Annotated in this window: 10 protein-coding genes; 3 read left to right on the top strand and 7 right to left on the bottom strand. The window is 62.8% G+C overall.

Annotated features, from left to right (window positions below; all coding sequences use genetic code 11):
- Positions 1–30 precede the first annotated feature (30 nt).
- From AC097R_RS12835 to AC097R_RS12850, 4 genes are all read right to left on the bottom strand, one after another.
- Positions 31–2,484 carry a protein kinase domain-containing protein gene (locus tag AC097R_RS12835; RefSeq protein ID WP_479598544.1) on the bottom strand — a complete coding sequence of 818 codons (2,454 nt, stop codon included), beginning with the start codon at positions 2,482–2,484 and terminating at the stop codon, positions 31–33.
- Between the two features lie 106 nt (positions 2,485–2,590).
- A complete protein-coding gene (locus AC097R_RS12840; RefSeq protein WP_479598545.1) occupies positions 2,591–3,934 on the bottom strand; it encodes a putative bifunctional diguanylate cyclase/phosphodiesterase in 1,344 nt (447 codons plus the stop codon).
- A 12-nt stretch (positions 3,935–3,946) separates the two neighbouring features.
- Positions 3,947–6,958, bottom strand: coding sequence for an EAL domain-containing protein (locus AC097R_RS12845; protein WP_479598546.1), 3,012 nt, complete (start codon positions 6,956–6,958; stop codon positions 3,947–3,949).
- Positions 6,959–7,086: 128 nt separating this feature from the next.
- Entirely contained in the window at positions 7,087–7,335 is a 249-nt protein-coding gene (locus AC097R_RS12850) for a hypothetical protein (RefSeq protein WP_479598547.1), read from the bottom strand.
- Between the two features lie 171 nt (positions 7,336–7,506).
- Here AC097R_RS12850 and ompR point away from each other — a divergent pair, with 171 nt between their 5' ends.
- Together ompR and AC097R_RS12860 are read left to right on the top strand one after the other, a co-directional pair.
- Complete coding sequence (gene ompR / locus AC097R_RS12855; RefSeq protein WP_479598548.1) at positions 7,507–8,238, top strand: osmolarity response regulator transcription factor OmpR; 732 nt, start codon at positions 7,507–7,509, stop codon at positions 8,236–8,238.
- A gap of 63 nt (positions 8,239–8,301) precedes the next feature.
- On the top strand, positions 8,302–9,663 hold the full coding sequence (locus AC097R_RS12860; RefSeq protein WP_479599548.1) for an ATP-binding protein: 1,362 nt from the start codon (positions 8,302–8,304) through the stop codon (positions 9,661–9,663).
- Here AC097R_RS12860 and ispF read toward each other — a convergent pair.
- From ispF to ispD, 3 genes are read right to left on the bottom strand one after another with little or no spacing between them, the layout of a single operon-like run.
- Positions 9,650–10,132: a 2-C-methyl-D-erythritol 2,4-cyclodiphosphate synthase gene (gene ispF / locus AC097R_RS12865; protein WP_479598549.1), complete on the bottom strand. Its 483-nt coding sequence runs from the start codon at positions 10,130–10,132 to the stop codon at positions 9,650–9,652. The genes AC097R_RS12860 and ispF overlap by 14 nt on opposite strands.
- A gap of 17 nt (positions 10,133–10,149) precedes the next feature.
- Entirely contained in the window at positions 10,150–10,737 is a 588-nt protein-coding gene (locus tag AC097R_RS12870; protein WP_479598550.1) for a hypothetical protein, read from the bottom strand.
- Positions 10,738–10,743: 6 nt separating this feature from the next.
- Entirely contained in the window at positions 10,744–11,439 is a 696-nt protein-coding gene (ispD, locus tag AC097R_RS12875) for a 2-C-methyl-D-erythritol 4-phosphate cytidylyltransferase (RefSeq protein WP_479598551.1), read from the bottom strand.
- Positions 11,440–11,555: 116 nt separating this feature from the next.
- Between ispD and AC097R_RS12880 the strand changes: the two genes are divergently transcribed.
- Positions 11,556–13,706: a putative bifunctional diguanylate cyclase/phosphodiesterase gene (locus AC097R_RS12880; RefSeq protein WP_479598552.1), complete on the top strand. Its 2,151-nt coding sequence runs from the start codon at positions 11,556–11,558 to the stop codon at positions 13,704–13,706.
- Positions 13,707–13,779: the final 73 nt, after the last annotated feature.

Genomic DNA, 13,779 nt, shown 5'->3' on the forward strand with positions numbered 1-13,779 from the left:
TGTCACAAGGGCAATAGATGGGCAGCAGCGTTAGCTGGACTGCTTGAACGCCATCACCGCCTGGTTGCGCAGCGTGCGCAGCAGGGCCAGCTCCTTGTCATCCAACTCCAGCGAACCGCGCACGGTTTTGTCGGCGTAGATCAGGCCGAACGGCGCGCCCTTGATCTGCAGCGGCAGCAGCAAGAAGGTGGGCGCGTTGATGTGCAGGCGGTACCAGTCGGGCAGGCGCTGCACGATGCGGGCCTCCGAGGCATCGCTGATCATGGTGTCCGCGCCTTTGACGCTGACCACCCCAAACAGGTCGGGCGTGGCGGCTTTCAGGTGGGTCTTGAACACCTTGACGCAGCGCTCCACCCCCTGCCCGAGGCCAAAGCGGCCCACCATCATCTCGGTCTTGGAATCGCGCATACAAAAGATAATGCGGTCGAACTCCATGGCACGGAACATTGTCTCCAGAATCATGCGCAGCACGTCGCTAAGCTTGAAGTCTTCCACCATGGCATTGGTGATGTCCTGGATGCCTGCGGCCAAGGTCTCGGCCACTTGGCGCGCGCGTAACGAGGCCATTTGGTCGGCCCCTGCCGTGGGTGTGGCCTGCAGCTCCAGACTGCCAAACTGTGATTCTTCGGGGGTGCTCGGGCGCAACATCTCCACAGGTGGCTCGGCCGGCTTGAGCAGCTTGGCCGCGGCAGACCCCGGCGCGACACGGATTTCCATGGCCGCGGCCAGGTCCACCAGCTTCTGGCGCGCCTTGCTGGTGGCTGCCAGCACCTCCTTGGCGCTCACGCCAATGGCGGCCATGTACTTGCGGGTCACCAGCGACAAGCGTGCCTCCCGCTCCTGCGGGTCGCTGTGCAGCAGCACATCGGCCATTTCGTTGGACGCCAGGGCGACCCAGCGCACGCGCTCGTTGCTGTCGGCTGGTGCGCGCTGCGGTGGCTCGCCTGCCGGCTTGCGCATGCAGCGCTGGATGTCTTCGGGCAGGCTCCAGGCCCTGGCAATACCCAGGCCCAGCGCCTCAAAACTCAGGCCCAACACGCTGATGGCCGCCGATATTTCGGACAAGGGCCGGCGCGGGTCCTGCATGAGGCCCCGCACGCGGGAGGCCTCTTCGGGAAAGTAAAACAGCACCAACAACCGCCCCAGATTCTGGAACATGGCGCCAATGAACGCCTCTTCGCTCTCGCGCACCACAGGGCACAGCTCGCCACCGATGCTGCCTGCCAGCAGCGAGCGCAAAAACTCCTCTTTCAATTGCGCGGCATGGGCCTTGTCCTGCATGTGCTCCAGCAGCACCAAGCTCAGCGCCATATTGCGGATACCGTTGAAGCCCACCAGCGTGACCGCGCGCGACACCGTGCTGATGGTGCCACTGCGCCCGTAGTGCGCGCTGTTCACCAGCCGCAGCAGTTTGTTGGTGAGCGCCACGTCCTTCAGGATTTCATTGGTGACGCTGCCCACGCTTTCCGTCTCGGACGCCGCCATGCTCTGGATGCGCACCACCGAATCGGACATCGCCGGGAAGTCGCTCTTGTGGCGCATGCGCCGCAGCAGAAAGTCCAGCGTGTCGCTGCTGTTCGTGGTGGCACTGGGTGAACCGGTCACACTCCCCGCAGTGGACTGGGTCCACTGCTCCAGCTCGGACTGGAACACCCGTGCACCCACAAAACGCTGGCGTGCATCGTGGGCCAAGGCGCGGTTGACGATGGCACGCAACCGGTCGTCCACGCCCGGCACGGTGTCTTCTGGCAGCAGCAGCTGTTCGTGCATTACGCGGTAGACCGCGCGGTACGGGTCGGCCTCGTCGATCAGGCGCTTGCCGGTTAGCAATTCGGCCAGCACAACGCCAGCCGAAAAAATATCCATGGAAGGGGATGGTGGCGCACCATCAGCCGCTTCCGGTGATAGGTAGCCAATCGTGCCGCCCGCCACCGCGGGCTCCGGGCTGCTGCTGTCGCGAATGCGGGCAGCAATGCCAAAATCCATCACCCTCGCACGCCCGGCGTTGTCGATGAGCACATTGGAGGGCTTGAGATCGCGGTGCACCACGCCTGCCGCATGGGCCGTGGCTACAGCGTCCAGCACATCCATCATCCAGGCCACCGACTGCGGCACGGGTGGAGCCCCCCGTTCGCGCAGGATCTGCTCCAGTGTCTGACCCGCCACGTACTCGAACACCAGATAGGGCTGCTGCGCGTGGATATCCGCCTCAAAGACCTGAACAATATTGGGATGGGTCACGCGCCCGACGCTGCGCGCCTCTTGCAGCCAATGGGCTACCGCCTGTTCGTCAGAGCCCTCCCCCGGGCGCATCACCTTGATGGCCACTTCGCGTTCCATGCGGGGGTCAAAGGCCCGCCACACGGTGGACTGCGCGCCCTGCCCCAGCACCTGGCGCAGTTCAAACCGCCCCAACACACTGCCAACTGACAGCATCCCGGCGACGGGCAGGTGGCTCTGGGCAAAAGAGGGGGAATCAGGCATATCGCTAGCTTCTGGCTGTTATTGAAGGGGCCCAACGACGGCGCCCCTGTCGGCAAAACACATACTGGAGTATGGCACCGCCAGTCCCATTTTTCGAGTACACCGGTCAGCCGGTGGCCAGCCCTGTTGACGACTGCGCCGCACGCACAAACGCGACAAATTCGGGCAAGGGAATGGGCCTGCTGAACAAATAGCCTTGGAAGATATGGCACTCGTGGTCCAGCAGAAAGTCCCGCTGCCCCTGGGTCTCCACCCCTTCGGCCACCACGGCAAAGCCCAGGCTCTTGCCCAGGGTGATGATGGTGTGGGCAATGGCGGCGTCATTCGGGTCGGTCAGCACATCGCGCACAAAGGACTGGTCGATCTTGATTTGCTCTAGCGGCAGGCGCTTGAGGTAGTTCAGCGACGAATAGCCCGTGCCAAAATCGTCCAAGGAGAAGCTGACCCCGATAGCGCGCAAGGCCTCCATCTTGTGCATGATGTCGTCCATGTCTTGCACCAGCATGCTTTCTGTCAGCTCCAGCTTGAGCCGCTGTGGGTTGGCGCCCGTGCGCTGCAGTACCGCCTGCACTTGGTCCACAAAGTCCTTTTGGTGAAACTGGCGCGCGCTGACATTGACCGACAGGTTGAGCGGGGCCAGCTCCGGCATCTGCGACCAGGTCACCAACTGGATGCACGCGGTGCGCAGCACCCAGGCCCCCAGCGGCAGTATCAGCCCGGTTTGCTCCGCCAGGTCAATGAACTCGCCGGGGCTGACCAGCCCCTGCTGCGGGTGCTTCCAGCGCAACAGCGCCTCGGCCCCCAGAACTCGTCCTTCCGACGTCACCTGAGCCTGGTAGACCAGAAAAAACTCTTCCCGGGTGATGCCCTTGCGCATGTCTATTTCCAGCCGACTGGACTCTGCGACATCGGACACCATGATGTGCACCAGTGCATACAAGCCCAGCATGGCAAACGCAGTGTTGGTCCAGGTGCCTGAGATGCGGATGTCATCGGGAATACGGTAGGGCGTGGACAGGCCCCACACCGTGCTGGCCACGGCCACGTAGGTGAGAAACAAAACGCCCACCACGGCATTCCGAATCCAGGGCGCTTCGTCGCGCAGCACCAGCATGGAGGCCAGCGCCAGCACCAAAAAGTAGTGGTGGGTGGAGCGCGGCGCGACCGAATCGGGGATGTCAAAGACCAAAGAAAACACGCACAGCATGGCGTAAATGCCGACCACCATCAGCGCAAATGCCAGGCGGGTACGCTGCTTCACCGTGAGGTAGGCCACGGCCACCCCCAGCGACAACATACCCAGCTCAATCGCCACAATGGGCCAGACACCCCGCATTACAAAGAACACGGACCAGACCGCGCCAATGCTCACCATCAACGCCGCCCCGGTGAACAACATGCGCCGCACGCGGCGGTGGTGTTGGTCCAGGGTGTTGGTTGACAGACCCATGGTGTCTGGTGCTCAGACTTGTGCGCTCAGGTAGGCTTCAAACACGTCCACCGGCAGCGGCCGACTGAAGTAGTAGCCCTGGTAGGCGTTGCACCCGTTGCTGGCTAAAAAATCCCGCTGGGCAGCGGTCTCCACTCCCTCGGCGATCACCGCCAGGCCCAGGCTGTTGCCCAGGGCCACGATGGTCCGGGCAATGGCTGCATCGTTGGGATCGGTCAGCACGTCCTGCACAAACGATTGGTCGATTTTCAGCTGGTCCAGCGGCAAGCGCTTGAGGTAGGACAGCGAGGAATAGCCGGTGCCAAAGTCGTCCAGAGAGAAGCCAACGCCCCGGGCCCGCAGCGCAGTCATCTTGGCAATCACGTCGTCCACGTTGTCCACCAGCAGGCTCTCGGTCAGCTCCAACTTGAGCCGCCGCGGGTTAGCCCCGGTGTAGTCCAGCATGGCCAGGATGTGGTCGGCAAAATCCTGCTGGCGGAACTGGCGCGAACTCACGTTGACGGCCAGCGCCAGCGGCTCGGTCAGCGGGTCTTTGGCCCATTCCACCAACTGGGCGCAGGCCGTTTCCAGCACCCAACTGCCCAGCGTCAAGATCTGCCCGCTCTCTTCAGCCACCGGAATAAACGACGCCGGAGACACCAGCCCACGCACCGGATGGTGCCAACGCAGCAAGGCCTCGGCCCCGAGCACCCTGCCCTGCGCATTCACCTGCGGCTGGTAATGCAGCAAAAACTGCCCATACAAAATGCCTTGGCGAATGTCGGCCTCCAGCTCTGCGCGCTGCGATACGGCCGCCTGCATCAGGGGGTCAAAAAAACGCAGGCCGTTGCGCCCCGCGTTCTTAGCCTGGTACATGGCCAGGTCAGCCTGTTTGAGCAGCTCGTCAATGCCTACCTCATGGCCGCAGTACAGGGCCAAGCCCATGCTGGGCGTGCTGTGGTACTCATGGCCAGCAAGGCCAAAGGGTGCATTCAGCACCGCAATCAGTTTTTCACCCACGGCCGTGGCCTGGGCGGCGGCCACTTCGCGCACGGCGTCCAGCCCTTCCAGCATCACCACATATTCGTCGCCGCCCAGCCGGGCCACGGTGTCTTCTTCGCGCACCGTTTCCATCAGCCGCTGCGCCACTTGCTGCAACAGCAAGTCACCCTTGTCGTGCCCGAGGGTGTCGTTCAGGGTCTTGAAGTGATCCAGGTCAATAAACAACAGGGCCCCACAGGCTCCGCTGCGCGCGCTACCGGCCAGCGCATGCTGCAAGCGGTCCATCAGCATGCGTCGGTTGGGCAGGCCGGTCAGTGGATCGTAAAACGCGAGCTGGCGAATCTGGTCTTCCGCGGCCTTGCGCTGGGTAATGTCGGTGACCGTGGCTACATAGTGGGTCAGCTGCTTGCTCTCATCGGTCACCGCGGTGATGTGCATCCATTGCGGGTACACCTCCCCATTTTTGCGCCGGTTCCACAGCTCGCCTTGCCAGGTGCCGTCGCGCGCCAGCTTGTCGTTCATCTCGGCATAAAACGCGTTGTCATGCCAGCCGGAGCTGAACAAGGTGGGCGTCTTGCCAATCACCTCATGGTCTTCGTAGCCGCTGATGCGGGTGAATGCCTGGTTCACCCGCAAGATCTCGCGCCGGGCATTGGTGACCAGCATGCCCTCCTGCGCCTCAAACGCTGTGGCTGCCACGCGCAGCTCTTCCTCGGTGCGCTTGCGGTCGGCCAAATCAATGTCAAACCGGAAGAACTCGGCCTGCTCGGCCGGGTTGTGTACCGCCGCATGGCTGGAGAACACGGGCACGTCTTTGCCGTTTTTGTGCATCAAGACCAGCTCTTCGGGAACGATGACCTCACCCGAGCTGGCCATTTCCTGCAGCGCTTCCCGCATGGGGTTGCGCAGCGCGTTTGGAACAATCGTCTCAAACAGGTTGCGCCCTACGGCCTCCGCTGTCGTGTAGCCGTACAGGCGTTCTGACGCGTGATTCCAATATGTGATGGTGCCATCTGGCGTGTAGCCCTGCACGGCCACGGAGGGCAGGTTTTGCAGCAGGTCGCGAAAGCGGGCCTCAGATGCCCGCAGCTCATCCTGCGCGGCAGAGCGTTCCGTCACATCGCGGGCTAGCAGCACCACGGCGCGGCGCTTGTCCAGCCGCTCGGCCAACGGATGGGTTCGGCCTTCAAAGCGTCGCATGCCCCGGTGGGTTTGAATTTCATATTCGAACATCTGGGTGGCCTGCGACTCGAGGGTTTTGAGCACTTGGTCTAACAGGCGGTCAGCCTCGGCCGCCGGCAGCACATCGTGCAGCTTCCGCCCGAGCAAAGAGTCGCCGCGCGTGACCCGCAAATTGCTGCGGCTGGACAAAACCTCGACAAATTTTCCGTCCTCGTCCAACAAAAACAGCAGGTCCGGGATGGCGTGCACCGTGGCCTGCAGGCGGGCTTGGTGGGTGTCCAGCGCTATTTCCGTTTCAAAGCGAGAACTCACGTCCTTGAGGATCAGGCCCATCAAGAGACTGGCCGGGGTAAACACCAACAGCAGGGGCATGCCCACGGCGGCAATCACCTTGGCCCCCACATCCGGCGGAAGTTGAAAAAACAGGCTGACTTCCACCAGGTGCACGAGCAGGCCAAAGCCCAGCAACGTGGGCCAGCCCAGGTTCGCCCAGCCCGCCCGGCAACCGTAGTAGTAGGCCAGACCCATCGCATAGCTGATGAGCACCACCATCGTGCCTACATTGGCACCCACACCGCCCAGGTACCAGCGGTAGCCACCTGCAATGAGGGCAGCAATGGTTCCGGTCACAGGCCCGCCGAACAGGCTGGCCATGCTGATCACTACGGAGCGGGCGTCGAAGATGATTCCGGTAGTGATCACCAGCGGCATCATCATTCCGATGACGCAAATGCCGCCAAACAGCACCCCACTGGAAATTTGGCTCAATCGCTCCCGCCCGCGCAATGCGCGAATGTTCAGGCTATGCAACAGGCTCAGCGCCAGCAGAAGGACAACGCCCTTGACCAGCTCTAGCACCATATGACAAACCTCCCGCCCGGTAAGCAACGACGCACCAAACTGAATACTCCATAAGTATTGTTCAGGGCATTATGGCGTGGGTATGCCGGTTTGCGGTGCCCTACTTTGGGGGCCTGTTGGCGGGGGATTTAGGGGCTTTTTTGCTGGGCGCGGAGCTGGCGGCGCAGCTCGGCGCGCTCTTCCACGGTCAGCTGGCGTTCGCTGCTGACTGGCGCTGCGCTGTCTTGCACAGGCACGTTGCGGCGCTGCAGGGCTTCGCGCAATTCGGCGCGGCGTTGCGTCGCGCCCTCATTCGCCGCGGGCGCACTGTGGCCCGGCCCGGCTGCCACCAGCAGGGGAAACGCACACAGCAGCAAAAAGACTTTGGAATGAGACATGGTTGGTTAACGTGCGACCAAGGACCGCTGCTGACATTGTGAAAGCCGACCCTGCGCACGCCAGTTGCTTATTTGTAACATAGTGTCAACCCATGCGGGTAGACCCCGATAGGGGCCTGCTAAGCCGCGCAAAATCGGCTTTGTTACAAATTCAGAAAAGGAATGAGTCCCATGCAACCTGCCGGAACCCGCCCCAACAAGATCTTGGTGGTTGATGACGATGCTCGCATTCGGGATCTGCTGCGCCGTTACCTGACGCAGGAAGGCTTTGATGTGCTGATTGCCGAAGATGGCAAGTCGCTGACCCGCATCATGCTGCGCGAAACCGCCGACCTGATCGTGCTGGACCTGATGATGCCTGGCGAAGACGGCTTGTCCATCTGCCGCCGCCTGCGCGCCGCCAACGACCTGACGCCCATCATCATGCTGACCGCCAAGGGTGAGGACATTGACCGCATTGTGGGCCTGGAGGTGGGCGCCGATGACTACCTGGGCAAGCCGTTCAACCCGCGCGAACTGCTGGCCCGCATCCACGCCGTGCTGCGTCGCCGCCCGGTGACCGAGGCCCCCGGCGCTCCGTCCAGCGACAACGAGGTGGTGAAATTCGGTGCCTTTGTGTTCGACCTGGGTGCCCGCACTCTGAGCAAGAGTGGCCAGGAACTGGCCCTGACCACCGGCGAATTCGCCATGCTCAAGGCCCTGGTGCGTCACCCGCGCATTCCACTGTCGCGCGAAAAGCTGGCGCAGCTTTCCCGGGGCCGCGAGTTTGAGCCTTTTGACCGCAGCCTGGATGTGCAGGTGTCGCGCCTGCGCAAACTGGTCGAAAGCGACCCCACCACCCCGCGTTTCATCCAGACGGTATGGGGCGTGGGCTATGTGTTTGTGCCTGACGAAGCAGTTTGAACCCTCCGGTAAGCAGTGTCACAAACCAATCCCCCCGACTTTGACCCCAGCGCCGTCGCGGCGCTGTCTGCAGACGAACCCACCGCCATCCACTGGCCGTTTGCGCGGCTCAGCCTGTTCTGGCGCACCTTCTTTCTGCTGGCAATTTTGCTGCTGGGCAGCATTCTGGCCTGGCTGCAGACGCTGCGTTCGCTGGAGTTCGAGCCCCGCGCGCTACAGACCTCCCAGCAACTGGCCTCCCAGGTCAACCTGAGCCGCGCGGCGCTGATCCACGCCGATGCGATTGCCCGCGTCTCGCTGATCAAAACCATGAAGGACGAAGAAGGCCTGCGCATCGTGCCGCGCGAGCCCAACGACGAGTTCAGCCTGCTCGACAGCGACACCCTGAGTCGCCGCGTGGCACAGGACCTGGCCGAGCGCCTGGGCAGAAGCACCGTCGTAGCCAGCCAGGTGAATGGCCAGATGGGCATATGGGTCAGCTTCATGATTGATGGTGATGACTACTGGCTGCAGGCCGACCAGAGTCGGTTTGCCCCTGCCGGGAGTACCACCTGGATGATCTGGCTGTTTGTAGCCGCGGCCCTGTCACTGGCTGGTGCCGCGCTGATTGCCAGGCTGATCAATCGCCCGCTGAAGGAGCTGTCGTTTGCGGCCAGCCGCGTGCGCGAAGGCAACTTCAGCGCCAGCCAGCTGGACGAGCATGTCAACACCAGCGAGATCCGCGAGGTGAATATCGGCTTCAATCGCATGGCCCAGAAGCTGGCCAAGGTAGAACAAGACCGGGCCGTGATGTTGGCCGGCATCTCCCATGACCTGCGCACGCCGCTGGCGCGCCTGCGCCTGGAAACCGAGATGAGTGTGGCCGATGAAAGTGCCCGCGCCCACATGGCCGCAGACATCAGCCAGCTCGACGCCATCATCGACAAGTTTCTGGACTACGCCCGCCCAGACCGGGTGGCGCTGGCCCCCGTGGTGCTGGGTGATGTGGTCGAGACCTGTGCGTATTCGTTACAGAAGCTGCCCGACGTGCGCATCAAGATCGACATGGAAGAGGACCTGCTGGTGCTGGCCGATGAGGTGGAGTTGGGCCGGGTGCTGTCCAACCTGCTGGAGAACGCCCGGCGTTACGGCAAGTCGGTCAACACCGGCATCGCCATGATCGACATCGCAGCCATCGCGCGTGACAAATGGGTGCTGATCAAGGTGCGCGACCACGGCATTGGCGTGGCGGAAGAGCAGTTGCACCAGCTGACCCAGCCGTTTTACCGCGGTGAGGCTGCGCGTACCGCGGCCAATGGTGCGGGCTTGGGTCTGGCGATTGTGGACAAAACCATCCAGCGCATGGGCGGCACCTTCAAGCTGGGCAACTCCAGCACCGGAGGCCTGTCAGCCCAAATCCGTCTGCAGCGCGCTACGCGGCTTTGAACAAGAGCACGACGGCGCGGGCCTCCATGGCCCGCCCCTCGCCCACTGGCCCCATTTTTTCGGCCGTCTTAGCTTTCACATTCACCTGCCCCACGTCCACACCCAGCACGGCAGCTATGCGCTCGCGCATAGGAACGATGTAGGGCGCCAGCTTGGGCGCCTGGGCAATGATGGTGCTGTCCAGATTGCCCAGCGTATAGCCCAGCGCGCGGATATCCGCCGCCACTTTGGCCAGCAGAACGGCCGAGTCCGCGCCCTTGTACTGCGCATCGGTGTCCGGGAAATGCTTGCCAATGTCGCCCAGCGCGGCAGCACCCAGCAGCGCATCGGTGATGGCGTGCAGCAACACATCGGCGTCGGAATGGCCCAGCAGCCCCTTGCTGTGCGGCACCTCCACCCCCCCCAGCATGAGCTTGCGTCCCTCCACCAGTTGGTGGGTGTCCCAGCCTTCACCGATTCGAACATTCATGGTGTCAGGTTCCTGTGTCAGGGGGCCGGGGTCACGGCAAACGTGGTGACCTCCATGCCAGAAATGGAAACTTGCATGGACTGGAACCCCAGTCCGGCCGTGTTTGTCAGCTGCTCGCGCACACGCTGGGTCACCAGCACCTCGCCCGGGCGGGCAATGTCTTCGCCCAGCTTGTAGGCCAGATTGACGGCGTCACCAAAGCAGTCCACCTGCTCCAGCAACAAAATATCGCCCACATCAATGCCCACGCTGAACGCCAGCAGCGGTGCCTGGCCCTCCACCACCGCCGCGTTCACCATCGCCAAGGCCGCAGCTACGGCATCGGCCACCTCGTCAAACACCGCCAGCAGATTGTCGGCCTCGTTCTTCACCACCTCGCCGCGGTGGGCCAGCACCAGCGGCCGGGTGATCTTGTGCATGCGGCGGATCTGGCACAGGTAGGCCAGGATGCCGTCGCGCCGCACTGTCAGTGTGAAGCCGCTCATGTCCAACGCCAGCACCGCCTTGCGGCGCTGGAAGGTGTCCAAAATCATCTGCTCTACGCCGGGCTTGCGCGCCTCGGGTGTGGCGATGAGGGTGTCCAGCAGGGCGGCGAAGGCGTGCATGGCGGTTTACTCCGGTGTACGGGCAGCCAGCACGGCCTGGGCCAGCGCAAAGTCCTGCGGATACGTGACCTTGAAATTTTGGGCGCTGCCCTCCACCAAGCGTGGCTGCAGGCCCATGAACTCCATGGCGCTGGATTCGTCGGTCACGGCGTCGCCCGCGGTCTGCAAAGCTTCTTGCAACGCCCCCAGGCGGAACATCTGCGGTGTCTGGGCCAGCCACTTGTCAGCCCGGTCTACGGTGCGGGCCACGCGGCCGCCCTGCTCCTGCTTCAGCGTGTCCGGCAGCTTCAGCGCCAGCAAGCCACCCACGGGGTCGTGCTGGCAGGCATCGATCAGGGCATTGATCTGCGCGGGTGTGACGAGGCAGCGTGCGGCGTCATGGACGAGTACCCAGTCATCAGCCCCCGCGCCCTGCGCCAGCAAGGCAGTAAGACCATTGAATACGGTCTGAGCCCTCGTAGATCCTCCGCAAGCAGCTACCAAAACCATAGCATCTTGCTGCGCGAAAAACGTATCACCCTCGCTCACCACCACCAGCGTGCCCGCCAACCGGGGCACCGCCGTGAAGGCCGCTAGCGTGTGCAGCACCATGGGCTTACCGGCGATGGCTTGGTACTGCTTGGGGCCGGCGGCGCCCGATCGACTGCCATTGCCCGCACAGGGAATGAGCACAAAAAAACGCGGGGCTGGGGACTGCTGCATGGTCACTATCGTTCTCTGGCAAAATTTCCCTATCCGTTTACAGGGCAGAGATTCACCCACGCAGGTGAAAAAATGGACGCAAACCGTCACTGCGACGCATCATATCAAGTGAGCCCATGCCGTTTCTCGCCCCCCAATACGAACCCACCACCGTTGTCCTGTCGCTGCTGATCGGGTGTTTTGCGTCCTTTGTGACGCTGGAACTGGCCAAGCGCATGCGCTCCCCAGACAAGACGCTGGCGCGCTTCTGGTGGTTTGGTGGTGCGCTGACCATGGGTACCGGCATCTGGTCCATGCACTTCGTGGGCATGTTTGCGTTTGCCCTGCCCATTGAACTGGGCTACCGGGGAATGCAGACCTTTCTGTCTTGGGTCGCGGCGGTCGTGGTGTCGGCGATTGCCCTGGGCGCAGCCAACCGGGGCCAGCTCAGCCGGCCACGGCTGGTCAACAGCGCCCTGCTCATGGGCGCCGGCATTTGTGCCATGCATTACATCGGCATGGCAGCGCTGGACATGGCGCCCGGCATCGTCTGGAAATGGTGGCTGGTGGCGGCCTCTGCCCTGATTGCCGTCACCGCATCGGCCGTGGCACTGCTAATCTTCTTCTGGCTGCGAAAAGTCAACAGCCGGCACCTGTGGGCTTACCAACTGGCGGCTGCCGTGGTGATGGGCGTGGCAATCACGGGCATGCACTACACCGGTATGGCGGCAGCGCAGTTTCCGGTGGGCTCCGTTTGCCTCAGTGTGGGCGCACTGGCGGGGCCCGAACTGGGGGTGTTTGTCATCCTGGGCACCCTAATGCTGTTGAGCATGACCATGGTTACCTCCATCCTGGATGCGCGCATGCAGAGCAAAACATCCAGACTCTCCGACCGGCTGCAGTCCACCAACGCCGAGCTGCAAAAAGCCAACCAGGAGCTGCAGCACCATGCCTTCACCGATGCGCTGACCGGCCTACCCAACCGCCTGCTGCTGGAAGACCGGCTGCGGCACGCAGTGAGCCGCTTCGAGCGCCAGGACAAGCACCTTTCGGGCAACCTGCAGCGCATCGCCGTACTGTTTGTCGACCTGGATGGTTTTAAGCCCATCAACGACACGTTTGGCCACGCCACTGGCGACAAGGTGCTCAAGGGCGTGGCGCAACGGCTGCTGCAATGCGCCCGCGAGGCCGACACTGTGGCACGGATTGGTGGCGATGAATTCGTACTGCTACTGGAAGACCTGGGCAGCGCCGCCGATGCCGTGGCACTGGCCCAGCGTGTGATCGACATGTTCGCCACCCCGTTCGAGATTGACGGCAGCTCCATGCAACTAGGCACCTCCATCGGCATTGCGCTGTGCCCCGACCACGCGCAGAGCGAAAAACTGCTGGTGCACGCCGATGCCGCCATGTATGCCGCCAAGCGCATGGGCGGCCGCAACTACGCGCTGTTTGAAGCCCACATGGATGCCAGCAACCATGGCGAGGTCAGCCTGCACGCCGACCTGAGCCAGGCACTGGCCCGGGGTGAGATCTCCCTGCACTACCAACCCAAAGTGGAAAGTCGACGCGGCAAGATCCGCGGTGTGGAAGCCCTGTTGCGCTGGCAGCACCCGCAGCGTGGCGCTGTGGGGCCGCAAGTCTTCATTCCGATTGCTGAGCGCTACGGCCTGATCAACGCTCTGGGCGATTGGGTCATCAACGAAGCCTGCCGGCAAATGCAAGCCTGGCAAGGCTCGGGGCTGACCATCGCTGTGGCCATCAATTTGTCGGTCCACCAACTGCGCCAGGAAAGCCTGGGCGAACGCATTGCAGCGGCCCTGACTCGCCACGGCATTCCGCCCGAGCGCCTGCTGTGCGAGATCACCGAGTCGGTGGCCATGGAAGACATCCAGGCCACACAGACCGCGTTCGATGCACTCAGCCGCCTAGGCGTGCTGCTGTCGATTGACGACTTCGGCACCGGCTATTCCAGCCTGAGCTACCTGCGCCAATTGCCGGCCAAGCAACTCAAGATCGACCGCAGCTTCATTCTCGATATCGACGACAGCGTGGACGCGCGCGCCATTGTGGATGCCGTCATCAAACTGGCACACGCCCTGGGCCTGAGCGTGGTGGCGGAAGGCGTGGAGACAGAGGCCCAGCGGGATATTCTGCTGGAACTGGGTTGTGACGAAATGCAGGGCTACCTGTTCGCCAGACCCATGACCTCCGCTGCGCTGCTGGATATGGCGCTGAGCGTCCCAGGCCAGGGCACTACCAGCTTCTCTCCCTCGGTGCTGGGATAGTGAACCGCCCTTAAAATACCCACAGCTAGTACCTGCCAGGCTTTTTCACACCCCCAACACATTCGTTTGGGGG

This window comes from Rhodoferax sp. ZS1R25 (genome assembly GCF_056521335.1).